Origin of the sequence: Bacillus safensis, assembly GCF_039619585.1 — a bacterium.
Classification (GTDB): Bacteria; Bacillota; Bacilli; order Bacillales; family Bacillaceae; genus Bacillus; species Bacillus safensis.
The window spans coordinates 1,449,936-1,476,189 of the sequence record NZ_CP154909.1 but is presented as its reverse complement, the minus strand read 5'-3'; the positions used below and the strand labels follow the sequence as shown (position 1 = coordinate 1,476,189).

Sequence of the window (26,254 nt, the reverse complement as noted above, 5' to 3'; positions counted from 1 at the left end):
CGTTTTACATCATCATATATGGATTCATATCTATTGAAATCATCAATTGTTTTTGTTCCATTTCCTTTTGATAATGGTCTTGTATTTTCCGTAGTAAACTTGCCAGTTCATTTTCCCTTTTGTATTTTATCACGCATTGATACCGATATCTATCTTTGATCTTAGCGATTGGCGATGCGGCCGGACCAAGGATTCGAGTATTCGGTGCACAGTTCATTTTTAGAAACTGGACAATTTGATCAGTGACATGTGCTGCCTTCGTCACTTCTTCGTGTGACACTGTCACCATCGCCAAAAAGTAATAAGGCGGATAGGACTGGTGGCGTCGATGCAGCATCTCCTGTTCATAAAAGGCTTCGTAGTCATGCTGCTTCGTTAATTCAATACTATAGTGAGAAGGCGTATACGATTGAATAATGACCGAGCCCGCTTTTTCATGGCGCCCTGCTCTGCCGCTGACCTGTGTGAGAAGCTGAAATGTTTTTTCACTTGAACGAAAATCAGGGATGTGAAGGGATGTATCCGCACTGAGAACACCAACAAGTGTGACATCTGGGAAATCCAGCCCCTTTGCAATCATCTGCGTCCCGAGCAAAATGTCCGCTTCTTTATTGCCAAAAGACGTAAGAAGCTTTTCGTGAGCACCTTTACGTGACGTTGTATCCACATCCATTCGGATCACACGCGCCTCAGGCAATACCTTTGTCAGTTCTTCTTCTACTCGCTGCGTGCCAGTTCCAAAATAGCGAATATGCTCACTGTGGCATTCTGGACATTCAGAAGGTACTGGAGCTTCGTGACCACAATAATGGCACTTCAGCCGTTTTTGATAGCGGTGATAGGTGAGAGAAATTTCGCAATGAGGACATTGCTCCACATATCCGCAATCACGGCACATCACAAAGGATGAATAGCCTCTTTTGTTCAGAAATAAAACGGCTTGTTCTTTTCTTTCAAGCACTTCCTTTAACCTGATCATTAACTCTTCTGAGAACATGGAGCGGTTGCCATTTCTTAGTTCTTCTCTCATATCAATTAACGAAACGTGCGGCATCTGCTGCTGGTTGACGCGGTGCTTGAGCGGCAGCAATGTATAGACGCCTTTTTTTGCACGTGCATAGGTTTCAAGTGAAGGTGTTGCACTGCCTAATACGACTGGACATTGATGCCGCACTGCTCGTTCAATGGCGACATCCTTGGCATGGTAACGAGGCATTTCTTCTTGTTTATAAGAGGATTCATGCTCTTCATCTATAATAATCATGCCTAAATTTTCAAATGGAGCGAAAACAGCAGATCTTGCGCCAACGACAAGCTTGACTTCCTTGCGATGAATCTTCCGCCATTCATCATATTTTTCTCCTGTCGATAAGCCGCTGTGAAGAACGGCCACATTTGAGCCAAATCGTTCTTTAAATCGCTGCACCATTTGAGGGGTTAATGAAATTTCAGGAACTAAAACGATCGCTTCTTTGCCTTTTTGAAGAACATGATCAATTGTCTGCAAGTAAATCTCCGTTTTGCCGCTTCCTGTCACTCCGTGCAGCAGAAAGGTTTCGTGCTGGTCCTCACTGACTGCTTGATGAATATGTTTTGCCGCCTCTGTTTGCTCAGGCGTGAGATCAAGTGATGCAGATGGTGTAAACTCCCGGTCACGATAAGGATCCCGGTAGACCTCTTCATAGCTTTCTGTTAACAGCCCTTCTTGAATAAAGGTTTTAAGCGTTTGAGAACTCGCGCCTGTTTGCTGCTGCAAGTCTTTCGCTAAAAAGGTTGCCTCTCCCGCTTGAAGCAAGTAGGAGATCAGTGCCTTTTGTTTTACCGCATTTTTCTTTAGCTGCTGCTGCTTTTCTTCAAGTTTTTCTTTCGATACAGCCAGCTGGAGCATGCGGACCTTTTTCTTTCCAGATTTTTGCGAGACATGGTATCTCACCTCTAGATGACCTTTTTGGACATGCTTTTGAATCTGTTTTAATTGTTCAGACGGGATGTCAGCATAAAGAATGCTCTCTCGCTGACCGAAAAGCTCTTTCAATGACTGCGGAAGTTCTTCCTCTGATAGCACCTGTATTTCTTTTTCATACTTTGCCTTCATGGCTGCGGGCAGCATCGATTGAAGTGCCGTAATATGATAGGACAATGTTTTTTCCGTCAGCCAGTGAGAAAGCTCCAGTAGCTCATCTGTCAGAACAGGTGATAAATCAAATAAATCAACTATCTCTTTAATGCTTCCTGTCTTGATGTCTGTTTCCTCTTTGACTTTTGTCACAAACCCTTGAATCTTCCGCGGGCCAAAGGGAACGACCACCCTCATTCCCGCTTTGACGAGATCTTTGAATCGATCTGGTACCCGGTAATCAAATGGCCGGTCAATGGCTTTCGTTGTGACATCTACGATGACTTCAGCAATCATGCGCGATCACGCTCTTTTGGAAGCAGCATTATTGCCTCCTTTAAAATTTCAAAAGCGAGGTCTTTTTTGCTCATCATTGGCAGCTCTTTTTTCGTTCCATCTGCTTTGATGATTGCTGCCACATTGGTATCTGTGCCAAAGCCTGCACCTTCTTTAGTGACGTTATTGGCCACAATCATATCTAGATGCTTGGATTCAATTTTCTTTTTCGCATAATATTCTACATCCTGCGTTTCAGCTGCAAATCCGACCAGCACTTGATGCTCTTTTCTTTTCCCCAGTTCTTTTAAAATATCTTTTGTCCGGGTGAATTCAATGTCCAGAGCGCCGGCCTGTTTTTTCATTTTATGAGCATATGTCGTGACAGGGGTGTAATCGGCGACAGCTGCTGATTTAATGACAAGATCAGCTTCCCCGTATACATCTAGCGCAGCATGATACATCTCTTCAGCTGATTCAACGTGCACTACATGTACATGGTCAGGTTCAGTTAAAGAAACAGGTCCAGAAATCAGCGTAACATCTGCACCCATTTGCTGAGCAGCCTCTGCAATCGCATAGCCCATTTTTCCACTAGAACGGTTTGTAAAGAACCGGACAGGATCGATCACTTCACGTGTAGGACCTGCTGTCACCACGACTTTTTTACCTGAGAGCGGCAAGCTTTTTGGTTCTTCAAAAAAAGCACGGATGTGTTCAACAATTTTTTCAGGCTCTTCTAATCGCCCTTTTCCAATGTACCCGCAGGCTAAATAACCTTCACTCGGCTCAATAAACCGGTAGCCGTCTTCATATAATGTGCGAATGTTCCGTTTCACAGCCGGGTGATCATACATATGCACATTCATCGCTGGTGCGACCCATACAGGCGCTGTAGAAGCAAGCAAAGTCGTCGTGAGCATATCATCTGCAAGTCCAGCGGCCATTTTACCAATCGTATGTGCTGTTGCAGGGGCAACAAGAATGAGATCGGCCCAGTCAGCTACGTCAATATGTGCAATGACTTTTGGATTGTTTTCTTTGAATGTATCTACATATACCTCATGCCGAGACAGTGCTTGGAAGGTAAGCGGAGACACAAACTCACGAGCAGATTCCGTCATAATCACTCTTACATTTGCGCCTGCTTGTACGAGTTTACTAGTAAGTGCTGCTGCTTTATATACGGCGATTCCTCCGCTGACACCGAGCAATATATTTTTTGACTGTAACATTTGTTTGTCCCCCTTAACGGCCTTTTTCACAAATTCGTCTACAATTCAAAAAAGTCAAAACCAATCATAGTTTTGACTTTTTTGAACGTATCGTATCTGCATTGCAGAAGCGATGTGTTATTCTTGATCCTCTTTTTCAAATGTCAAAAGACCAGCGTCAATTTCTTCTAGTGCTTTGCCTACGAATTTGTAAGACTTTGTGTTTTCAATCTGCTGATCTTGATGGATCTGCATTTCACGTGCACGGCGTGCCGACACTGTTACAAGTGTATATTTTGAATCAAGTTTGTTCATCAATGAGTCAATTGAAGGATCTAACATGGTTTATTCTACCCCCAGCATTTTTTTATATCTTGGTGCGACTCTGTCTCTGCGCAGGTGTTCTGCAAGGACGATCGCTTTGATTCTTTCACAAGCAAGCTCGACATCATCGTTTTCAACGACATAGTCGTAAGCATCCATCATTTCAATTTCTTCTTTCGCAGCAGCCATTCGGTTTCGAATGAGCTCCTCAGATTCTGTACCGCGAGTAATGATACGGTTTTGAAGTTCTGAAAGACTAGGCGGTGCAAGGAAAATAAAAAGACCTTCCGGGAATGCTTCTCTTACTTGAAGTGCACCTTGCACTTCAATTTCAAGGAAAACATCTTTTCCTTCGCTTAATGTCTGTTCTACATAGTCAACAGGCGTGCCGTAGTAATTCCCGACGTACTCTGCCCATTCTAACAGCTTTTTGTTTTCAATCATATGTTCAAATTCTTCCCTGGTTTTAAAGAAATAATCGACACCATTTCTTTCACCTTCACGCGGTTTGCGTGTCGTCACAGAAATAGAGTATTCAAATTTCGTATCTTCCTGGGAGAAAATGGCTTGTCTGACCGTTCCTTTTCCAACTCCCGAAGGTCCAGAGAGAACGATTAAAAGTCCTCTTTCTTTCATAATGGCGTATTACCCCTGCCCTTCATCTATGATTTCTTCTTTTACAGAAAGTCTTTGCGCGACAGTCTCAGGCTGAACGGCAGATAAGATGACATGGTCACTGTCCATAATGACAACAGCACGGGTTCTTCTTCCGTATGTAGCATCTATGAGCATGCCTCGATCTCTTGCGTCTTGTATCATTCGTTTAATCGGTGCTGATTCCGGACTGACGATCGAAATCATCCGATTCGCTGAAATGATGTTTCCAAATCCGATATTGATCAACTTTATGGTCATCTTCTTTCGTCCCCCTGTAATATAAACGTCTCTAGTCTCGCCGAAAGAGACGCACTGTAAACAGCATACACAATGACTATTCTATATTTTGCACTTGTTCTTTTATTTTTTCAATAGCACTTTTCATTTCAACCACCAGCTTTGTTAAATGGTGATGGTTCGCTTTTGATCCAATGGTGTTCACTTCACGGTTGAGCTCCTGTACAAGGAAGTCAAGTTTTCGGCCGGCAGCACCGCCTTGCAGCAAGATTTGCTGAAACTGCTGAAAATGACTTTTCAGTCTCGTAATCTCTTCTGTAATGTCACACCGGTCAGCAAAAATGGCAGCCTCTGTCGTTAGTCTGCTCTCGTCAAGCGCCTCTCCGATCCATTCTTGCAATCGCTGATTCAATCGTTCTTTGTACTGACTCACAACCTCTGGTGCAAAGACTTTGATTTCTTCTGTATAGGCCTCTAGTTCAGAAAGCCTCAGTTCACAGTCTTTTTGAAGTGATGCGCCCTCTTGCTCTCTCATGAAGCAAAGCTCCTTGACAGCAGCCTCGCAAGCTTCCATCAGCAGCTGCTCTAACTGTTCATTTCGGCTGGCTGACTCTTCCACTTGAACGGCAAGCTCCAGCCCCAATAAGTCATGTGCATGCTGAATGCCTGAAATGTGATAGCGTTCCTCGAGGTCTTTTGCGGCTTTCATGTATTCATCAAGCAGCGGCCAGTCGATCTGTAAGGACCGGCTTGCTAGTTTACCGCCTTCAATCGTGACAAACAGCTCAATTCTACCGCGCTGCACGTGACGAAGAATGATCTTTTTTAATGTATCTTCGAAATATAAAAGCGGCCTCGGCAAACGGGCATGAACCTCTTTAAAACGGTGATTGACCGATTTTAGCTCAACTGACACTGTCAGTTCTCCATCCGTTTTACTCGCTTGGCCGAATCCCGTCATACTGCGTATCATGTCAAAACACCCAATTCTTTCATATTAATAAAATGAAAAAGGTAATAGCAGACACTATTACCTCAAAATTATACCATAATCAATTATTTTTTTCTTGTCAAAAGTGATCCTGCCAGTAAAAAAGTTGGCAGTGCTGACATCCCAATGATCAGCAGCCAATCAATTGGTGCAACCGCCACCGTTTTGAAAATCGGCTGAAGCGGCGGGTAATAAATGACCACAAACATGAGTAAAAGTGATGACAAAACCGCACCGATCAAATAAAGGTTCCCAAATGGATTACGTTCAAAAATGGACCGTTCACTGCGGCAGTCAAATACATGAATGAGCTGCGCCAAAACAAGCGTACTAAATGCGACAGTCTGTGCATATTGCAGGTTGTTTGGATCGCGGTGATACACAAATATAAATGCCAAAAGGGTCGCAAGCCCGATGAGGAATCCTCTTGAGATGACCTTCCAGCCAAGCCCTCTAGCAAAAATGCCCTCTTTCACATTCCGCGGCTTTCTCTTCATGACATCGCCTTCTGGCTTATCCATGCCAAGTGCCATAGCCGGCAGACCATCTGTGACAAGGTTTACCCATAAGATTTGTATAGGCACGAGCGGAAGCGGAAGCGCGAGGAGCATCGCAAACAGCATGACCAAAATTTCTCCGACATTTGATGCCAGCAAATAACGGACAAACTTACGAATGTTTTCATAAATATTCCGGCCCTCTTTAATGGCGGATTTTATGGTCGCAAAGTTGTCGTCAAGTAAAATAAGAGAAGACGCTTCTTTGGCTACGTCTGTTCCAGTGATGCCCATGGAAATGCCAATATCTGCTTGTTTAATGGCAGGCGCATCATTGACCCCGTCACCTGTCATCGCCACAACATGACCATTTTTTTGATAGGCTTTGACAATTCTCAGTTTATGCTCAGGGGAAACCCGGGCAAAGACGTATACATTTTCAGCCGTTTGCTCAAGCTCTTTGTCGCTCATCTGATCAAGCGCTTTTCCGTCGAGCACCTGTCCTTGCTTCGGTAAAAGGCTTAAGTCTTTGGCAATCGCTTTGGCCGTTTCTACGTGGTCGCCTGTAATCATGACCGTTTTAATCCCGGCATCCCGGCACTCTTTAATCGCTCGTCTGACTTCAGGGCGCGGTGGATCGATCATGCCCTCTAACCCGATCAATGTTAAATCGGTTTCAGCCTGCTTTACAGAGGTGATTTTTTCCGTCAGACCGACTTTTTTATAGGCAATGGCAATGGTTCTAAGCGCCTGTCTTGCTAAGCCTTGAATTGCAGCTTCTGTTTCTTGCCTGTGAGTGGCTGAAAAAGAAGCTGTGCGCCCGCCGTGCATGATATGACTTGAACGGTTCATTAGTACATCTGGCGCACCTTTTGCAATGACATACCGCTCTTTTTGATTCGTTTCAACGACGACTGACATCATCTTTCTTTCTGAGTCAAAAGGAAACTCCTCAATGACATGAAATCCAGCTTCGATGAATTGCTCTGTAAAACCCGCTTTACGTGCTGCGGTGAGAAGCGCCCCCTCTGTCGGATCTCCATCAAGCCTCATCTCCCCGTCTTTTTCAACGATGGTCGATGTATTACAAAGCGCCCCGTATAATAACACCTTTTGCAGGCTTGGGTGCTTGTCAGCATGGACGATTTCTCCGTTCAAGGTAAAGTCACCGGATGGCTCGTAGCCTGTGCCAGAAATATTCCACGTTTTCCCCTCTGCCCACACATGGGTCACGGTCATTTTATTTTGCGTCATCGTTCCTGTTTTATCAGAGCAAATGATTGACGCGCAGCCGAGTGTTTCCACCGCGGGGAGCTTTCTGACAATCGATTTTTGTTTGATCATCCGCTGCACCCCTAGGGAAAGTGCAACAGTGACGATCGCCGGCAGTCCTTCTGGAATCGCCGCAACAGCAAGAGATACTCCCGCTAGGAACATATGATACAATTCATGTCCTTGCACAACCCCGAGAACAACAACGAGCACCGTTAAAAATAAAGCAGCCACAATCAGAATTTTCCCAAGCTGCTCGAGACGTCTTTGCAGCGGCGTTTCCATGTTACCTGCTGCATCCAGCATGCCGGCAATTTGTCCCATCGCCGTATTCATCCCTGTACCAATGACAATCCCTACGCCGCTGCCTCTAGTGACAAGCGTCCCCATAAAGGCCATGTTCGTCAAATCTCCGAGAGAGACATGACCGCTTGAAAGCGGACTTGCGTGTTTGACCGCTGGGATGGACTCACCAGTGAGAGCGGACTCCTCGATTTCTAAGCTCTTTGTTTCTAGTAATCTAATATCTGCCCCAATCCGGTCTCCGCTTGAAAATTTCACAATATCCCCTGGCACGAGATGTTTAGACGGGATCTTGACCCATTCATTATTTCTCCTTGCATACACGTGCGGAGTTGATAATTCTTTTAACGCTTGAAGGGATTTTTCCGCCCGGCGTTCTTGATAAAAGCCGAGTACACCATTAATTAAAACAATGGCTACAATTGCAACAGCATCAATGTATTCTCCTAAAAAGGCAGAAATGATTGTTGCTGCCAGCAAGATTAACACCATGAAATCTTTAAACTGTGCTAAAAAAATGATCAGAGCCGACGCCTTTTTTCCTTCCTGCAATTCATTTGGCCCGTGTTTTTCAAGCCGCTTTTGTACATCTTTTTCTGACAGTCCGTCACCTATCGATGTATTCATTGTTTTTAATAAATCGGTTTGGTTCAGTTCATGCCAATTCATTTGACCTCGTCCACTCCTCTTTTGTTCTCTCTCATATGCAGTGTTCTATAAGCCAGTTTATTCAGACTCGTCCTAAATCATGCTATAATAATAAGACTGCCTAAAGAACGAGAAAACGGAAGGTTCTTTCAGTAGATTTGTGTGAAAGAAGAGGGTGTATCCAACATGTCATTTGACGGCATTTTTACATATGGTATGACAAATGAATTGCAAGAGACTTTAACTGGCGGGAGGATTTCAAAAATCCATCAGCCATATAAACACGAGCTGATTTTTCATATTCGGGCAAACGGGAAAAATCACAAGCTGCTTTTATCGGCTCATCCGAGCTATGCGAGAGTGCAGCTCACAGAGCATCAATACGACAATCCAAGCGAGCCGCCGATGTTTTGTATGCTGCTCAGAAAGCATCTTGAGGGTGGCTTTATTGAACGTTTTGAACAGATTGGGTTTGACCGGGTGATCGTGCTTCATGTGAGAAGCCGAAATGAAATCGGTGATGAACAGACGCGTAAGCTTTACATTGAAATCATGGGACGTCATAGTAATTTGATTCTTGTAGAGGATGGAACGCAGCAGATCATTGATGGTTTAAAACACCTTTCTCCATCTGTGAACAGCTATCGAACGGTGCTTCCTGGTCATGAATACCTTCTGCCGCCTGCGCAGCAAAAATTGAATCCTTTTGACGTGACAAAGGATGATATTTTGAAGCATTTACGCTTTCAAGAAGGAAAGATCGCGAATCAAATTGTCGATACCTTCTCTGGGGTTTCCCCGCTGTTTGCAAAGGAAGCAGTACACCGGGCCGGCCTTGCCAATCAAGAAACAATTCCAAATACACTGCTCGACATGTTCCAGCTCATTCGCATGCATTCTTTTACGCCGCAGCTCACAAGAAAAGACGGGAAAGAGTATTTTTATTTATTAGAGCTTCAGCATGTCCATGGCGAGATGAAGACATTCGACTCACTCAGCCAGCTGCTTGACCGCTTTTATTTCGGAAAAGCTGAGAGAGACAGAGTCAAACAGCAGGCGGCAGACCTTGAACGATTTGTCGTCAATGAAAAAAAGAAAAATGAAAACAAGCTGAAAAAGCTAAAAAGAACACTTGAAGAATCTCAAGATGCACACAAATATCAGCTCTATGGTGAGCTGTTAACAGCCAATTTATATGCGATTAAAAAAGGGGATAAAGAAGCGACTGTCATCAATTATTACGATGAAGACGGCGGAGAAATCACGATCCCGCTCAAAACAAATAAAACCCCTTCTGAAAATGCACAGGCATATTTCACAAAATATCAAAAGGCAAAAAATGCTGTAGAAGCTGTAAATGAACAAATTAAGCGGACACATAAAGAAATTGCTTATTTTGAAGAGCTGATTCAGCAGCTGTCCTCTGCTTCGCCGAAGGATTTAGAGGAAATGAGAGAAGAGCTTGTTGAAGGAAAATATTTGCGCGCCAAACAAAAGCGCCACGCCAAAAAGAAAAAACCGGCGGCCATTCAGCTCGAAACGTATGAATCGTCCCAAGGCATACCAATTTTAGTCGGAAAAAACAACAAACAAAACGAGTATTTGACTACAAAGGCAGCTGCTCGTGATGATATTTGGCTGCATACAAAGGATATTCCTGGATCACATGTCGTCATCCGCCACCAAGCACCTGATGAACAAACGCTGCTTGAAGCGGCTCAAATTGCCGCCTACTTCTCGAAGGCAAAAGAGTCCGGCTCCGTTCCTGTCGATTATACGAAAATCCGGCATGTGAAAAAACCAAACGGAGCAAAGCCTGGCTTTGTTACGTATGATCAGCAGCAAACATTATTTGTCACGCCTGACGAAGATCTTGTGCTCAAGCTGAGAAAATAAATAAAAAAGCCGATAAAATCGAGGGTCAGTCCCCGATTTTATCGGCTTTTTCTTTGTCGTTTTTTTCTTTCGATGTAAAGGGCATCAAGTGCGTCAATATCCTCTTCTTCAAGCAAGGATTCAATTGCCGCAGCCAATTGTTTTGTCCGGGCGGGGCTTGCACCGCTTGTAGAAACTGAAATCGTCACTTTTCCTGCTTTGACAACCTTCGGCACCATCACATTGCCGAGCTCAGATTGGCTCACACAATTCACGAGCTGGTGAGGCTGTGCTGTTTGTGCAATCCATTCATTTACCGAAGGGTCGTTTGTAGCAGCAACAATGAAAAACGCATTCTTTAAATCTTCAGCGTCTACTTTCTTTTCCTTCCAATTGAGCGCATATGTATCAATGAGGCGTTCCATCTCTTCAGAAATATTAGGACTCACAACGGTTATCTGGCAAGACTCCGTACACAATGCCTTTGCTCTTCTTAACGCGACAGATCCGCCGCCGGCGATGACCACTTGTTTATTGGTTAAATCAAGATGGACTGGAAGCATGGATTTCTCCTCGGAAACGAAACGCATCGTCTTTGTTTAAAATGGTTTCTTGCACGCGTTCAATATAAGCCGATTTGACATGCGGATGAAAGCCAATATACCGGCATACCCGAACATCTTTCAGCCGCTTTCTCGCCTGAGCGGCTTCACTTTCAATTTCTTTCATTAAAATGCCCGTAAACAGCAAGTAAGGAACGAGATAGACAGGCCCATCGTCATCTGCTGATAACTGCGCGAGAACATCTCGATAATTTGGCTCACATGCTGTAATAAAACACGGAAGAACCTCTGCATGCGGAAGCAGATTTCGGACATCTTCTGCAATGCCAAACACATCTCGCTTCACATCCGGATCAGAGCTCCCGCGGCCAATTAAAAGAATCCGCGCGCGCTCGCCTTGATATCCTGCTTCTTCAATTCTTGCGGCAACCGCTTTTGTTACTTCTTGATTCACGCCGATTGGCTTTCCATATGTGACCTTCACTTGCGGGAAACGCGCATGCACTTTCTCAATTTCGACCGGGATATCCGATTTGGCATGCATGGCAGTTAAAAGGAGGAGCGGGACGATTGCAATGTGTGTCGCTCCTTTTTTCACACAGGCCTCAAATCCTTCTTCTATAGAAGGGTCCGTCAGCTCTAAAAAACAAATTTCTTGTATATCTGCTTTCACTAACGGCATACAGCTTTTCATAAAAGAAATGGCCTTATCTTGTGCTTCTTTTACCCTGCTTCCATGCCCAACATAAAGGACAGCTTGTTTCATGCGGCTCCTCCCTCTCACTTGTTTTCATCAGACGAAAAGACACGATGTATGCACGTGTCTTTTCTCTATCATTCTCATTTCTCGATGAATGCAGGTTCAAACCAGTTCAGCTTTTGATGAAAATGAACGACATCTCCAACAACAATTAAACTTGGATGCTCGATCCCTTCTTTTTCAACGGTTTCAGACAGTGTCGCCACCGTGCAGCACGTTGTCTTTTGCCTTGTTGTGGTTCCCCAGTGTATAAATGCAGCGGGTGTTTCAGGGTCCCGTCCATTTTTCAAAAGCAGGCGCTGCACTCTTTCCACGTTTTTGACACCCATATAAATCACAAGAGTATCAATCCCTGTAGCCAGCGCCTCCCACTTTTCTTCAAAATGTTCATCCTTTTGATAGTGGCCCGTGACAAAAGCAACATTTGAGCTGAATTCACGATGTGTCACAGGGATGCCCGCATAAGCAGCCGCTGCAATCCCAGAAGTAATTCCTGGGACGACCTCATACGGAATTCCGTGCTCAGCTAAGCATTCGATTTCTTCACCGCCGCGGCCAAAGACAAAGGGATCGCCGCCTTTCAGCCGAACGACAACGTTCCCTTCCTTTGCATGAGCCACAAGCGCTTCATTGATGGCTTCCTGTCTCATTGTATGATGATTTGGCAGCTTGCCGCAATAAATCAATTCCGCCTCCGGTTTAGCATGGGCGAGAATTTCTTGATTGACAAGACGATCATATAAGATGACATCTGCCCGCTGTATCGCCTTATGGGCCTTTAATGTTATTAAATCTGGGTCACCGGGTCCAGCACCCACAATGTATACTTTCCCCATCTTGCTTTTCTCCCCCTGCCATCAGGCGATTATTTCGTTGTTCCTTTTACATAATCAACAAGACGCTGTTTAGATTCCTCACGGGATAATTCCCCTGTATCTAATACGAGCTCAGGCGCAGCAGGCTCTTCATACGGTGAATCGATTCCAGTGAAAAACGGAATTTCACCGTTTCTCGCCTTTTTATATAACCCTTTTGGATCACGCTCTTCACACACGTTCAGATCACATTTGACAAATACTTCGTGAAATTCCCCATCTTCGACCAACTGTCTGACAGTGTGGCGGTCTTCTTGAAATGGAGAAATAAAAGCAGTGATGACAATCGTCCCTTGCTCCACAAATAATTTTGCTACTTCTCCGATCCGGCGGATGTTTTCTTTTCTGTCATCATCTGAAAACCCTAGATCTTTATTGAGTCCGTGCCGCACGTTATCACCGTCAAGAACTGTGACTTGGTAGCCTTGTTCAAACAGCTCTCTTGCAGCTGCATTCGCGATCGTTGATTTACCTGACCCGCTTAGACCTGTAAGCCAGATAATGCCGCTCGTATGATTGTTTTTCTGCTGATATTCTTTTTTTGTAATTGATGAATCATGCCACACGATATGTTCGTTGCTCATGTCATACCCTCCCATTAAGATACCGTCGTTTTTAATCCTTCGATTAATGTTTCAATGACTTCTTTTCGGCTGAACGTGCTTGGTGGTAATTCACCGTTTCTCAGCATTGTTCGAACCTTTGTACCTGAAAGAATGACATGCTCGCTTTTGTCGTGAGGACACGTTTTTGGAGTGGCCATCGCTTCACATGTATTACAGTAGAAACTGTGTTCAAATTTTAATGGAGTAATGCCGATTTCTTCGCTTGTAAATTGATCAAATAGTTCCTGCGCCTCGTATGTGCCGTAATAGTCACCAACACCTGCATGATCTCTTCCAACAATAAAATGGGTGCAGCCATAATTTTTCCGCACTAGCGCATGAAAAATGGCTTCCTTTGGTCCAGCATAACGCATTGCAGCAGGAAAAACACCTAAAAAGACGCGGTCTTTTGGATAATAACCGTCCAATAATACTTGATAGCTTTTCATTCTTACATCTGCCGGGATGTCGTCAGATTTTGTTTCACCGACAAGCGGATTTAAAAATAAACCATCGACTGTTTCCAGTGCTGTTTTTTGAATATATTCATGAGCACGATGAACAGGGTTTCTCGTTTGGAAACCAACAATGGTTTTCCAGCCGTTATCTTTAAAATGACGTCTTGTTTCTTCTGGCTCATACGTAAATTGAGGGAATGGTTTTTCACTGCGTTTCGTCAGTGTAATTTTTCCGCCAATGTAAGTATCGCCGCGTTCAAATAATTTTTTCACGCCTGGATGATTGCGGTCATCTGTTTTATAGACATTCACCGCTTCTTTTTCTTTATCTGGTGTGTATTGATCCTCTACTTCAATGACCCCATATACAGTTCCATTGTAGGATAAGCGCACGATATCGCCTTGATGGATTTCCGCCGCCTTTTCTTTTGTCACTGGCAGTGTAATAGGAAGAGACCAAACGACACCACTTGCTAGCCGCATACTGCTTACAACTGCTTCATAATCAGCTTTTGTTAAAAACCCTTCAATTGGACTATATCCGCCAATTGCAATGAGTTCAAGGTCTGCAAAGGAAATCGCATCTAGTTCAATTTCCTTCGCAGCCGTGCTGAGATCATATTCTTCATTTACTCGATTAATTAATACGCCACCATGTGGTGTTAAACTCATTTGTTCATCTTCCTCTCAATGTTCATATTTATTAGATGTTAATAGTCGGATTTATGGTTAAATCCCGCCGCCCTGTTCATGAATAGAGCTGCTTTCATTTTTGACTGCCTTCATCAGACTCAGCGCACCAAGTGAGGCAAGCAGTACACTCATCATGATAAAGATAGAGTAATAGTCTCCTTTTAAGAAAAGGCTCACAAGCAAATACGAGAGGCTGAGTGATAAAAAAGGTGAGACCACCCATACTTTCAGCATTTTTTTCACAACATGTTTGTGAAAAATGTTAGGCCCGCCTTTTGCCATTCCAAGCCCGATGATAGACGAGGAGGTGATTTGCGTAAGTGGAACGGGCAGCCCAAAAATAGAGCTGACGATGACAAGCCCGGCACCGGTACTCGAAAGTAAAATCCCTTCACCTGTTTGATAGCGGGTAATTTTCTTTCCGTTTGTTTCCAGCACTCTTCTGCCTAGCAAGAGGGCCCCTGCTGCGACGAAGATTCCGCCGTAAAGTGTTCCCTGCCCAACAGACAAAACGCCTGAAGCGACGAGCGGGCCGACGGCATTTGCCACATTGTTCATACCGGCTGAAAATGCCTCTAAAAATCCGCTGAGGATTAATACGACAGATAAAATAGCTGTGCCTTTTTTAGACAGCTTCCGTTTAGGGAACATTCTGATGATTTTGACGACAGCAAAGGTAAAAAGAAAGGCAAAAAGCGGGATGATGACCCAAAATGCCACAATCACTAAAATGGATTTCACAAACAATACTTTATACGCGACTGCCACACCAACCACAGCCCCTACTGTGACCTCACTTGTTGATAAAGGAATCGCCATGAGATTCGCTATGAAAAGTGATAGTGCAGCAGAACCAATGATAATACAAACGATTTCAAGTGTAATGACTGATTCTGGCATAATACCAGAGCTGATCGTTTTGACGACCTCGCCGCCGCCAATCACTGAACCTGCTAAAATTCCCACTGCACAAAAACTGAGTGCATAAATGGGCTTTTGAATGGCACCTGATCCATACGCAATGCCCATAGAAGCAGCTGCCCCGCTTGCGCCTATGTTTAAAGCAAAGAATAGACTAAATAAAATTGCGGCGATTTCCATACGTTATGCTCCCTTACTCATGTAATCCGCACTCTGTCTTTGCTGTTCCTGACCATCTGCCAGAACGCAGATCATCTGCAGTAAATGCTGGCTGTGTACACGGTGCACAGCCGATACTTGGATATCCTTGGTCATGCAGCGGATTATAAGTAAGTTCCTCTCTAGATGCATATCTCCATATGTCCTTCCACGTCCAATGGATGAGCGGACATACTTTCACTGATTTGAATTTTTCATCCTTATTTAAGAAATTCGTCCCTGCTCGTTTTGGTGACTGCTCTCTTCTTAAACCAGAAAGCCATGCTGGATAACCAGATAGCGCTTCTTGCAAAGGAATGACCTTACGCATATGACAGCAGCTTTGAGGATCTGTTTTCCATAATTGATCACCGTGCTGCTCATTTTGCTGTTCAACCGTCAGCTCAGGCGTTTTCAGTACAATATCTAAGCCCGGGTATCTTTCCTTTACCGCATCAATTGTGTCGTAAGTTTCTTTAAAATGCAGACCTGTATCTAAAAAGACAATTCTCGCATCTTTTTTTACTTTTGCAATCAGATCAATCAGAACGATGCCCTCAATCCCAAAGCTGCACGCATATACGAGCTGGTCACCATAATGACCGTACGCCCATTTCAGTACAGACAGGGCTCCTTTATACAAATCATCCTCTTGAAATGTAATGGACGGCTCTTGCCAATTTTCATAAGTTAACATGATTTCTCCCCTTCCGGAGTACCGCTCATATTGCTATTTTCCGCACTACTTTAATCTAATTTTTTCGTTTTTTTCCACTTGAATCACTTGACCGTCCTGAACAATTAACGTAATTGAACCGAATTTCATATCCCCAATCAGTTCTTGCATATGCTTTACTAAGTCCTCATCCTGATTTTGTTTCACTTCCATCTCCTCTTCCTCCTCACCGTTAAAATAAAAAAACTTTCTTTCAGTCCGAAAGAAAGATGAGGAAGCTCACAATTTCCTTATCTTTCAAAATAGAATCATTTTGCAGGAAGTAGCACCTTGCGAATCGCAGGTTGCCGGGTTTCATCGGGCCAGTCCCTCCACCTCTCTGGATAAGAGTTTCAATTTGTCTTAAATATTAACACAATTCAAACAAAAGTCAACCCGACTTTATTGATAGGATTAGTTTTTATTAAAATTTGAGTCTATTTTACTATTTTTACCCAAATAAAAAAGCCGTGCGGGCAGGCACAGCTTTTGAAATTGTTAACGTTGGACTTTGACTTTTCAGACCGTTTCTTCCATCCAAGATTCAGACGAAGGATCTTGTCTCCAGCGTTTTAGTTTGTTCATCGCAGACGGCTCAATCGCTTTCAGTTCAAGTGCCACGTCTATCAATGAGTCATAGTCTGTCAGGGTGACATATGGAATATTTTTTTCTTGAAAAGCGGCTGCTGCTTTTGGCAGTCCGTATGTGAAGATTGCGGCAACTCCTAGTACCTCGCAGCCCTCAGCTTGAAGAGCAGCAACCACTTCCAGCACACTGCCTCCTGTGGAAATAAGGTCTTCGACGACGACAACCTTTTGGCCTTTCGATACGGCCCCTTCAATTTGATTTCCTTTGCCGTGTGCTTTCGGCTTACTTCTGACATAACACATCGGGATGTTCAAGCGGTCTGCTGCTAATGCCGCATGCGGAATGCCTGCTGTTGCAGTACCCGCAACAATCTCTGCTCCCTTGAAATGAGTGAGAATCAAATCTTTTAGACCTTCCGCAATGTCGTGTCTGACTTCTGGATATGATAATGTGAGGCGGTTATCACAATAGATCGGTGATTTTATACCGCTCGCCCATGTAAACGGTTCGTCTGGTTTTAATGAGACCGCTTTGATTTGTAATAGATGTTTCGCGATTTTTGATTTCATCTGGCAGTCACTCCCACTCTTTCAAAATTTGATGATAGGCTTCTATTGGTTTATCAGCTTTTGTGATTGATCTCCCGACAACAATTTGTGAAACACCTTGCTCTTTTGCATAGGCAGGTGTCGCCACACGTTTTTGGTCATCAGTTTGATCATTTGGTAAGCGAATACCTGGCGTTACAGTGAGAAAGGAGGGTGAGATATGTTCATGAAGTGCTTTAGATTCATGAACAGAGCAAACAACCCCATCCAGCCCACTTTCATATGCTAATTGTCCGTACCGGATAACAGTCTCTTGCAGCGGACGGTCAATGAGTAATTCTTTTCTCATCATGTCTTCAGACGTACTAGTCAGCTGGGTCACTGCAATAATGCCCGGACGGCTTTGTCCAGCAGGAGTTCCGCTTTCAAGTCCCTCTAACGCAGCCTGCATCATTCGTTTCCCGCCAGCCGCATGCACATTGACCAAGTCAACGCCAAGTGCGGCAAGCCGGTTCATCGCTTTTTGCACCGTTGTTGGAATGTCATGTAATTTTAGATCGAGAAAAATGCGGCAATTTTTTTCTTTCAGCGCTTCAAGGATGGCAGGTCCTTCTTGGTAAAACAGCTCCATGCCGACCTTCACAAATAATGGTGTCCCTTCAAAGGGATCTAAAAAGGTAAGCGCCTCCTGTCCTGAAGGAAAATCAAGCGCGATGATGGGCAAGTGCTTCATGTTTCCAGCTCCTTCCGATACATTCCTCTACAGATGAATAACCATATGCTGCTAACACATTTGGCAGCTCTTCAATGATTTCCGGGCAAATAAATGGATTCACAAAATTGGCTGTACCGACAGCTACTGCACTTGCACCTGCTAGTAAAAATTCAAGTACATCTTCAGCACTTTGCACTCCGCCCATCCCGATAATCGGAATAGAAACCGCTTGACTCACCTCATGCACCATGCGCACAGCGACAGGTTTGACAGCTGGTCCTGATAATCCGCCTGTTTTATTGGCAAGGATGGGTTTCCCCGTTTTTAAATCTAAACGCATCCCAATTAATGTGTTAATCATGGTGAGTCCATCCGCTCCAGCAGCTTCAATCGCTTGAGCAATCTCTACAATATTGGCTACGTTAGGTGACAGCTTGACATAGACAGGTACAGAAGAGACGTCCTTGACTGCTTTTGTCAATGATGCTGCCATATTTGGATCTGTACCAAAGGCGATTCCGCCAGTTTTAACATTTGGGCAAGAAATATTCAGTTCAAGGGCATGAACATTTTTTGCTTGGCTGATTTGCTTGGCTACTTCAACATAATCTTCAACCTGTGAGCCAGCAACATTCGCAATAATAGGCGTATCAAATTGCTCAAGCCAAGGCAATTCATTTTCAAGTACGCCTTTTAGACCTGGGTTTTGAAGGCCGATTGCATTGAGCATACCAGCTCCTGTCTCAGCAACCCTTGGAGTTGGATTGCCAAATCTCGGTTCAAGGGTTGTGGCTTTGATCATGATACCGCCCAGTAATGATAGGTCATATAAGGATGCAAATTCTCTCCCGAATCCAAAGCAGCCTGATGCAGGGATAATTGGATTCTTTAAAGATAATCCCGGTAACTCAACGTTTAGCATGACAATGCCACCTCCTCTGCTTTAAAAACAGGTCCATCAAGACACACTTTAACGTAAGGTTTGTCAAGCTGATCGGTATGACAGACACATGCAAAGCAGGCACCAATCCCGCAGCCCATTCGTTCTTCCATTGAAATGTAGACAGGCTTATCAGGATACGTGTCTTTCAGCGCTTTTAGCATAGGTGTTGGACCGCAGCAAAGCAGCACATCAAAGCTCAGGTTTTGCTCTTTTATCACATCTGTTACAAAGCCTTTAGCACCATATGTGCCATCAACCGTTGCAATAAATGTATCGCCGAGTGCTTGAAATTTCTCCTCGTAAAATACATCCTTTTTCGATTGAAAGCCGAGGACATGCTTTACGATGACGCCTTTTTTCGTTAAACGCTTGGACAGCTCATATAGAGGCGGTACGCCAATTCCGCCGCCGACTAGTAATGCCGTCTCTCCGGGCTTGACGACTGAAGGATCATACCCGTTTCCAAGCGGCCCTAATACATCGACTGATTCTCCCTCCCGCTTTTGGGAGAGGAGCTTTGTGCCCTCACCCTCTGCGCGGTAAATGATGGTTGCTTCTTTTTGCTCGGCATGAATGTTGGCAATACTGATCGGTCTTCTCAGCAGCGGTGTCATGGATTCACTGACCTTTAGATGAAGAAATTGTCCAGCCGTTTGAAAGGAGTCCACAAGGTCACCTTTTAATGTCATTTCGTAAATATGATCAGCGATCTCTCGGTTCGAGACGACCGTCAAGTATGCTTTTTTCATATCGTTACTGTCACCTCAGCATTCGTTTTCACTTCTGGCATTTCATCCGCTCTAAATGTCATGCTCTCTAGCACTCTTAAAATGGCTTCTGCTGTATCTAGTGACGTTAAGCAAGCCACTCCGTTTTCAACAGATTCACGTCTAATTCTAAAGCCGTCTCTAGCTGGCTGTTTTCCTTTTGTTAATGTGTTGATCACGAATTGGGCTTCCCCGTTTCGAATGACATCAAGAAGATTTTTGCCTTCTTCTCCAATTTTGCCGACCACACTTGATGGAATGGAGGCTTGTTTTAAATAATTCGCCGTTCCTTCTGTTGCTAAAATATGATAGCCGATCGAATGGAATCTTCTTGCAATCTCAAGTCCTTCTTCTTTATCCTTATCAGCCACTGTCAGAAGAACTGTTCCGTCATTAGGAATTTGAATGCCTGATGCAATCAATCCTTTATATAGGGCTTTTTCGATCGTGACATCTTTCCCCATGACTTCACCTGTTGATTTCATTTCAGGCCCGAGTGTAATATCCACTCTTCTTAATTTTGCAAAAGAGAAGACTGGAACTTTGACGTACACCCCTTCTTGCTCTGTATGAAGCCCTTCTTCGTAGCCATAATTTTTGAGCTTGTCTCCTAAGATGACTTTTGTCGCAAGGTTTGCCATCGGGATGCCTGTAATTTTACTTAAGAAAGGAACCGTCCGGCTTGATCGCGGGTTCACTTCAAGTACATACACTTCACCTTTTGATAGGACAAACTGAATGTTCAAAAGCCCAATAATGTTGAGTCCCTTTGCAAGCTTGATCGTGTATTCTGCGATCTTTGCTTTGATGTCCTCAGACAATGTTTGCGGCGGATAGACCGCAATCGAGTCACCAGAGTGAACTCCGGCTCTTTCAATGTGTTCCATAATGCCTGGGATTACGACAGTTTCTCCATCAGACACGGCATCTACTTCAATTTCTTTTCCTGTCAAATACTTGTCAATTAACACTGGATGCTGCGGGTTGACCTTCACCGCATTCTCCATGTAGTGAAGAAGCTCAGCTTCTTGATACACAATTTCCATCGCGCGGCCGCCTAATACATAGGAAGGACGGACAAGGACTGGGTAGCCGATTTGATTGGCAATCGCTACAGCTTCAGGCACAGACGTTGCTGTTTTCCCTTTAGGCTGCGGCACACCAAGTGTTTCTAACGTTTGTTCAAACTTGTCCCGGTTTTCTGCGCGGTCTAGGTCTTCTAGGGAAGTTCCAAGAATTTTAACCCCTCTATTTGACAATTCATCTGCTAGGTTGATCGCCGTTTGTCCGCCGAACTGAACGACGACTCCTTCAGGCTGTTCAAGGTCGATGATATGCATGACATCTTCTACAGTGAGTGGTTCAAAATAGAGCTTATCTGAAATACTAAAGTCTGTTGAGACTGTTTCAGGGTTGTTGTTAATAATGATCGCTTCATAGCCTGCTTGTTTAATTGCCCACACAGAGTGAACAGTCGCATAATCAAATTCAACCCCTTGGCCAATTCGGATAGGACCTGAACCTAATACGATAACGCTTTTCTTGTCTGTACGTTCTGATTCATTTTCATCTTCATATGTGCTGTAGAAATAAGGTGTCTCTGATTCAAATTCTGCCGCACATGTATCCACCATTTTGTATACAGGTACAATGCCTGCTTCTTGTCTTAGCTTGTAGACATCCGCTTCGTTCATATTCCACTCGCGGCTAATGTAGATATCTGAGAAGCCTTTTTCTTTCGCTTCTTTTAATACGTCTGTATTGCCTTTGTTTTCTTTTAATGTCTTCTCAAAGGCGATGATGCCTTCCAGCTTATGAAGGAAGAAGTAATCAATTTTTGAGAATTCATGTATTTGTTCGACTGTATAGCCTCTTCTAAGTGCCTCAGCGATATAAAATAATCGTTCGTCTCCCGCTTTGATAATCCGCTTTTCAAGCACTTCATTTGTGATGTCTGCTTCATCTTTTAATTCAATGTGATGCACATCGGCTTCAAGTGAACGTACAGCTTTTAGAAGAGACTCTTCTAATGTGCGGCCGATTGCCATGACTTCACCAGTTGCCTTCATTTGCGTACCAAGACGTCTGTTCGCAGATTCAAATTTATCGAACGGCCAGCGCGGTATTTTTGAAACGATATAGTCAAGTGCCGGCTCGAAGGCTGCATAGGTTTTACCTGTGACTGGGTTCATCATTTCATCAAGCGTTAAGCCGACAGCAATTTTCGCTGCCAATTTGGCAATTGGATAGCCTGTCGCTTTTGACGCAAGCGCAGATGAACGGCTCACACGCGGGTTTACCTCGATGATATAGTATTGAAAGCTGTTTGGATCAAGTGCCAGCTGAACATTACAGCCGCCTTCAATGCCAAGTGCACGGATCAGCTTAAGCGACACATTTCGAAGCAGCTGATATTCTCGGTCACTTAACGTTTGGCTTGGTGCTACAACAATACTGTCACCTGTATGGATGCCGACAGGGTCAAAGTTTTCCATGTTACAAACAACGATTGCATGGTCACCGCTGTCTCGCATGACTTCATATTCAATTTCTTTAAAGCCGGCAATGCTTTTTTCAAGTAAGCATTGTGTGACTGGGCTAAGCTTCAGACCGTTTTCAACGATTTCCTTCAGTTCTTGCTCGTTTGTACAAATACCGCCGCCCGTTCCGCCTAATGTATAGGCTGGTCTGACAATGACAGGGAAACCGATTTGATCCGTGAACGCCATCGCTTCTTCAAGGTTATGAATGATTTCACTTTCTGGTACTGGCTCATTTAGTTCATTCATTAAATTACGGAATAAATCTCTATCCTCTGCTTTTTGGATGGCTGACAGCTTTGTACCGAGTACTTCAACGCCGCATTCAGCTAATACGCCAAGCTCTGATAATTCAACTGCAAGGTTTAATCCAGTTTGCCCGCCAAGCGTTGGTAAGATTGCATCAGGGCGTTCTTTTCGAATGATTCGTGTTAAAAATTCTGGTGTCAGTGGTTCGATGTATACCTTATCAGCCATTTCTGTATCTGTCATGATGGTTGCAGGGTTAGAGTTGACAAGAACGACTTCATAGCCCTCTTCTTTTAGCGCTAAGCAAGCCTGTGTGCCTGCATAGTCAAACTCCGCTGCCTGACCGATGATGATAGGACCTGATCCGATTACTAAAATCTTTTTGATGTCTACGCGTTTTGGCATACTTCTTCCCCTTCTTTCTCAGTCGTATGAATCATTTCCATGAACTGGTCAAATAAGTAGTTTGCATCTTCTGGACCCGGTGATGCTTCTGGGTGGTACTGAACAGTGAATGCTGGTGCTTCTTTATGTTTTAATCCTTCAATCGTATTGTCGTTTAGGGCAATATGTGTGACTTCGAGCACGTCTTCGTTAATACTGCTAACCGTGTAGCCGTGGTTTTGAGACGTCAGTGTCACCTTGCCAGTTGCTAGTTCTTTCACCGGATGGTTTGATCCTCTGTGGCCAAATTTCATTTTTTCTGTGCTTGCACCACACGCTAGAGCAAATAATTGATGTCCGAGGCAAATTCCAAAGAGCGGCACCTTTCCAATCAATTGCTGAATCATCTCAACGGCTTCCGGTACATCCACGGGATCTCCAGGTCCGTTTGAAAGCATGATGCCATCAGGCTTTAGCTGCAGCACTTCATCTGCAGTGATATTGTATGGCACCACAATGACGTCGCAGTCACGTTTATTGAGCTCGCGCAAAATACCGTGCTTCATGCCGAAATCGACAAGGACAATTCTTTTTCCTCTGCCTGGGCTTGGGTACGCATTTTTCACAGATACTTGACTCACTTGATCTGTTGGCAGCTGCAATGTTTGAAGGCGGCGGACAACGTCTTCTACTTGTTCATCAGGTCCTGCAAATGCCCCTCTTAAAGTGCCTGCACTTCGAATCATTCGAGTCAGCTTCCGTGTATCGATTCCGCTCAGCCCCGGAATGTTTTTCATTTTTAAATATTCATCGAGTGAATATGAAGAGCGCCAGTTTGAGGGCTTTTCACAAAGCTCTTTCACAATCAGCCCTTTCACAAACGGTGTGATCGATTCAAAATCATCACGGTTAATGCCATAGTTGCCGATAAGCGGGTAAGTCAGTGTGACAATTTGTCCGCAGTATGATGGATCAGATAAAATTTCTTGATAGCCCGTCATCCCTGTATTAAAGACGACTTCTCCGACTGATGGTTCTAAGCTGCCAAAGCCTGTTCCTTCAAATACTGTTCCGTTTTCTAGCACTAAACGTCTCTTCATTTTACTAGTCTCCCCTCTTCATAAACGACTTTCCCAGATGCAAGTGTCATGACCGGCCATCCTGATACAGTCAATTTGTCAAACGGTGTATTTTGCCCTTTAGATAAGAAGCTTGTTTTATCGATTGCCATTTCTTTGTTTAAATCAATAAGTGTGATATCAGCTATGTGCCCTTCTTCAAGCTTTCCGTATGGAAGGGAAAATGCTTCTGCTGGTTTGATTGTCATATAATCAACGAGTTCTTTTAATGTCCATTCGCCTGTTTTGACAAATCGTGTATACAGAAGCGGGAACGCTGTTTCAAGTCCCACAATTCCAAACGGGGCACGCTGCATGGTTTCGTTCTTTTCTTCTTCTGTATGCGGCGCATGGTCTGTTGCGATGAAATCAATCGTTCCATCTAACAGTCCCTCGATCAATGCCTCGCGATCTTCTTTTCCTCTGAGCGGCGGGTTCATTTTATAATTTGTATCAAGACCTGGAATGTCCGTATCACACAACAGCAGGTGATGCGGTGACACCTCAGCCGTCACACGGATGCCTGCTTTTTTTGCATCGCGTACGACCCGCACAGATTCTTTCGTACTGATATGACATACATGATAATGACAGTTCGCCGCTTCTGCTAAAAGAACATCTCTTGCAATATGCACCGATTCACAAATGGACGGTATTCCGTGTAACCCATTTGCTTTTGAAAATTCTCCTTCATGAACGCACCCGCCGTAAATGAGCGAGTTATCTTCACAGTGCGCCACAATCGCTTGATCAAGACTTGCTGCCTGTTTCATCGCTTCGTACATCATGCCTGCTGTTTGGATGCCGACACCGTCATCTGTAAAAGCAAAGGCACCTGCTTCTTTTAGTGCTGCAAAATCCGTCATCTCTTCCCCAATTTGCCTCGTTGTGATGGAGGCGTATGGCAGCACTCTCACAGATGAGGTCTCTTCGATTCGATTCATCAGCCATTCCATTTGCTCTTTTGTATCTGGAACCGGCCTTGTATTCGGCATCGCTGCAATCGTCGTATATCCGCCTCTTGCGGCTGCTTTAGAGCCTGTTTCAATCGTTTCCTTTTTCTCTCCGCCCGGCTCTCTTAAATGCACATGCAGATCGATCAAGCCTGGTGACACAAATAGCCCTGCTGCATCAATAACCTCTTCTCCGTCTTCTCTTTCTAGGTGACCAATCGCTTGAATCACTTTTCCTTTTACCCTAATATCCTGCTGCACTCTTTCACCTGTGCTTGTTAAGATAAAACCGTTTTTAATGAGATATGACATAGACAGAATCTCTCCCTTTTTGATGTAGTGTGCTATTTTGAAAAGCTCTTTTTAATACGGCCATTCGGATATAAACACCATTTTCCATTTGTTTGAAAATCCTTGACTGCTTGGACTCTACTAATGAATCATCTATTTCAACACCTCTGTTTACTGGTGCTGGATGCATAATAATCGCGCGTTCTTTCATTTTGTTTGCTCTGTCTACTGTTAATCCATAAGTTGATAAGTAATCTTCACTGCCCATTTTTTCAGCGTGCCGTTCATGCTGGATTCTAAGCAGCATCACCACATCAGATTGTGCGATGGCTTCATCTACTTGGGCATACGTTCCGTGAGGGTTTTGTTCATCCTGGAAGGAAGCAGGTCCTGAAAAGAGGACTGTCGCTCCCAGCCTTGAGAGAACCTCAGCATTTGATCTTGCCACCCTGCTATGTTTGATGTCTCCATGAATCGAAATCGTTAAGCCTTCAAAGCCGCTAAACTCTTCAAAGATGGTCATGAGGTCAAGCAGTGATTGGGTTGGATGCTGTCCGCAGCCATCTCCTGCATTGATGATGGGAATTCCAACCTTCCCAATCAGCTCGTTATAATATTCATCGGTGCTGTCTCTGATCACACATGCCTTTACTCCGATCGATTCGAGAGTTTTTACCGTATCGTAAAGTGTTTCGCCCTTTTGAACGGAGGTGCTAGCCGCATCTAAGCTCAGGACATTCATCCCAAGTTTCTTCTCGGCTACTTCGAAGCTAAAACGTGTTCTTGTGCTTGGTTCAAAGAAGAGGTTTGCCACAAATTCTCCGGCTAATCCATGTTCTTGTTTCCCCTTTTTGAGTGCAGCTGCTTCTTCAATCAGCTGTAATATCTCTTCTTTTGATAAGCTGCTCATTGTCGATAAATCATTCATTTTTTCTTCCCCCTCTAGTTTTTCATCACTT

General features: G+C 44.1%; 24 protein-coding genes and 1 riboswitch. Of the genes, 1 reads left to right on the top strand and 23 read right to left on the bottom strand.

The features are described from left to right. Positions 1-4: 4 nt before the first annotated feature. The 7 genes from priA to AAYR28_RS07485 all read right to left on the bottom strand — a co-directional run bounded on the left by priA (position 5) and on the right by AAYR28_RS07485 (position 8,556). Entirely contained in the window at positions 5-2,413 is a 2,409-nt protein-coding gene (gene priA / locus AAYR28_RS07515; protein WP_120207072.1) for a primosomal protein N', read from the bottom strand. Continuing rightward, positions 2,410-3,627 carry a bifunctional phosphopantothenoylcysteine decarboxylase/phosphopantothenate--cysteine ligase CoaBC gene (gene coaBC / locus AAYR28_RS07510; protein WP_034281738.1) on the bottom strand — a complete coding sequence of 406 codons (1,218 nt, stop codon included), beginning with the start codon at positions 3,625-3,627 and terminating at the stop codon, positions 2,410-2,412. The genes priA and coaBC overlap by 4 nt, the downstream gene beginning before the upstream one ends. A gap of 117 nt (positions 3,628-3,744) precedes the next feature. Continuing rightward, positions 3,745-3,948, bottom strand: a complete 204-nt coding sequence (rpoZ, locus tag AAYR28_RS07505; protein WP_003211647.1) for a DNA-directed RNA polymerase subunit omega — start codon at positions 3,946-3,948, stop codon at positions 3,745-3,747. Positions 3,949-3,951: 3 nt separating this feature from the next. Then, positions 3,952-4,566 (bottom strand): guanylate kinase, encoded by a 615-nt coding sequence (gmk, locus tag AAYR28_RS07500; protein WP_024424214.1) that lies wholly within the window; start codon positions 4,564-4,566, stop codon positions 3,952-3,954. Between the two features lie 9 nt (positions 4,567-4,575). Further along, complete coding sequence (gene remA / locus AAYR28_RS07495) at positions 4,576-4,845, bottom strand: extracellular matrix/biofilm regulator RemA (RefSeq protein WP_008344898.1); 270 nt, start codon at positions 4,843-4,845, stop codon at positions 4,576-4,578. Between the two features lie 76 nt (positions 4,846-4,921). Beyond that, positions 4,922-5,797 (bottom strand): YicC/YloC family endoribonuclease, encoded by an 876-nt coding sequence (locus AAYR28_RS07490; RefSeq protein WP_034281735.1) that lies wholly within the window; start codon positions 5,795-5,797, stop codon positions 4,922-4,924. Between the two features lie 83 nt (positions 5,798-5,880). Then, complete coding sequence (locus AAYR28_RS07485) at positions 5,881-8,556, bottom strand: calcium-translocating P-type ATPase, SERCA-type (protein WP_034281732.1); 2,676 nt, start codon at positions 8,554-8,556, stop codon at positions 5,881-5,883. Between the two features lie 165 nt (positions 8,557-8,721). On the opposite strand from AAYR28_RS07485, the gene AAYR28_RS07480 reads away from it, so the two are divergent. Then, a complete protein-coding gene (locus AAYR28_RS07480; protein ID WP_345808966.1) occupies positions 8,722-10,431 on the top strand; it encodes an Rqc2 family fibronectin-binding protein in 1,710 nt (569 codons plus the stop codon). Between the two features lie 38 nt (positions 10,432-10,469). Here AAYR28_RS07480 and AAYR28_RS07475 read toward each other — a convergent pair whose 3' ends face one another. The 16 genes from AAYR28_RS07475 to AAYR28_RS07400 form a co-directional block, all read right to left on the bottom strand. Continuing rightward, a complete protein-coding gene (locus AAYR28_RS07475) occupies positions 10,470-10,973 on the bottom strand; it encodes a bifunctional precorrin-2 dehydrogenase/sirohydrochlorin ferrochelatase (protein ID WP_345808965.1) in 504 nt (167 codons plus the stop codon). Next, the gene (locus tag AAYR28_RS07470; RefSeq protein WP_061109822.1) at positions 10,954-11,739 is read right to left on the bottom strand and encodes a sirohydrochlorin chelatase; all 786 of its coding nucleotides are present in this window, start codon (positions 11,737-11,739) and stop codon (positions 10,954-10,956) included. Before AAYR28_RS07470 ends, AAYR28_RS07475 begins: the two co-directional genes overlap by 20 nt. 74 nt (positions 11,740-11,813) lie before the next feature. After that, positions 11,814-12,569, bottom strand: a complete 756-nt coding sequence (cobA, locus tag AAYR28_RS07465) for a uroporphyrinogen-III C-methyltransferase (protein WP_024426949.1) — start codon at positions 12,567-12,569, stop codon at positions 11,814-11,816. A gap of 29 nt (positions 12,570-12,598) precedes the next feature. Then, on the bottom strand, positions 12,599-13,192 hold the full coding sequence (gene cysC, locus AAYR28_RS07460; protein WP_034281722.1) for an adenylyl-sulfate kinase: 594 nt from the start codon (positions 13,190-13,192) through the stop codon (positions 12,599-12,601). A gap of 14 nt (positions 13,193-13,206) precedes the next feature. After that, positions 13,207-14,343: a sulfate adenylyltransferase gene (gene sat / locus AAYR28_RS07455; protein ID WP_024426947.1), complete on the bottom strand. Its 1,137-nt coding sequence runs from the start codon at positions 14,341-14,343 to the stop codon at positions 13,207-13,209. Positions 14,344-14,400: 57 nt separating this feature from the next. Continuing rightward, on the bottom strand, positions 14,401-15,465 hold the full coding sequence (locus AAYR28_RS07450; RefSeq protein WP_034281721.1) for an inorganic phosphate transporter: 1,065 nt from the start codon (positions 15,463-15,465) through the stop codon (positions 14,401-14,403). 13 nt (positions 15,466-15,478) lie between these two features. Continuing rightward, positions 15,479-16,180, bottom strand: a complete 702-nt coding sequence (locus tag AAYR28_RS07445; protein WP_024424224.1) for a phosphoadenylyl-sulfate reductase — start codon at positions 16,178-16,180, stop codon at positions 15,479-15,481. Positions 16,181-16,225: 45 nt separating this feature from the next. After that, a complete protein-coding gene (locus AAYR28_RS07440; protein WP_369810469.1) occupies positions 16,226-16,330 on the bottom strand; it encodes a DUF2292 domain-containing protein in 105 nt (34 codons plus the stop codon). Positions 16,331-16,446: 116 nt separating this feature from the next. After that, positions 16,447-16,549, bottom strand: a riboswitch (SAM riboswitch). 168 nt (positions 16,550-16,717) lie between these two features. Next, complete coding sequence (gene pyrE, locus AAYR28_RS07435; protein WP_217008583.1) at positions 16,718-17,356, bottom strand: orotate phosphoribosyltransferase; 639 nt, start codon at positions 17,354-17,356, stop codon at positions 16,718-16,720. Positions 17,357-17,363: 7 nt separating this feature from the next. Continuing rightward, positions 17,364-18,068 (bottom strand): orotidine-5'-phosphate decarboxylase, encoded by a 705-nt coding sequence (pyrF, locus tag AAYR28_RS07430; protein ID WP_217008582.1) that lies wholly within the window; start codon positions 18,066-18,068, stop codon positions 17,364-17,366. Then, positions 18,040-18,972, bottom strand: coding sequence for a dihydroorotate dehydrogenase (locus tag AAYR28_RS07425; protein WP_034281714.1), 933 nt, complete (start codon positions 18,970-18,972; stop codon positions 18,040-18,042). The genes pyrF and AAYR28_RS07425 overlap by 29 nt, the downstream gene beginning before the upstream one ends. Then, positions 18,966-19,742, bottom strand: coding sequence for a dihydroorotate dehydrogenase electron transfer subunit (locus tag AAYR28_RS07420; RefSeq protein WP_217008581.1), 777 nt, complete (start codon positions 19,740-19,742; stop codon positions 18,966-18,968). Before AAYR28_RS07420 ends, AAYR28_RS07425 begins: the two co-directional genes overlap by 7 nt. After that, entirely contained in the window at positions 19,739-22,954 is a 3,216-nt protein-coding gene (gene carB / locus AAYR28_RS07415; protein ID WP_075611367.1) for a carbamoyl-phosphate synthase (glutamine-hydrolyzing) large subunit, read from the bottom strand. The genes AAYR28_RS07420 and carB overlap by 4 nt, the downstream gene beginning before the upstream one ends. Next, on the bottom strand, positions 22,939-24,033 hold the full coding sequence (locus AAYR28_RS07410) for a carbamoyl phosphate synthase small subunit (RefSeq protein WP_024424230.1): 1,095 nt from the start codon (positions 24,031-24,033) through the stop codon (positions 22,939-22,941). Before AAYR28_RS07410 ends, carB begins: the two co-directional genes overlap by 16 nt. Next, positions 24,030-25,316, bottom strand: coding sequence for a dihydroorotase (locus AAYR28_RS07405; protein ID WP_061109815.1), 1,287 nt, complete (start codon positions 25,314-25,316; stop codon positions 24,030-24,032). Before AAYR28_RS07405 ends, AAYR28_RS07410 begins: the two co-directional genes overlap by 4 nt. After that, positions 25,300-26,223 (bottom strand): aspartate carbamoyltransferase catalytic subunit, encoded by a 924-nt coding sequence (locus AAYR28_RS07400; protein ID WP_061109814.1) that lies wholly within the window; start codon positions 26,221-26,223, stop codon positions 25,300-25,302. Before AAYR28_RS07400 ends, AAYR28_RS07405 begins: the two co-directional genes overlap by 17 nt. Positions 26,224-26,254: the final 31 nt, after the last annotated feature.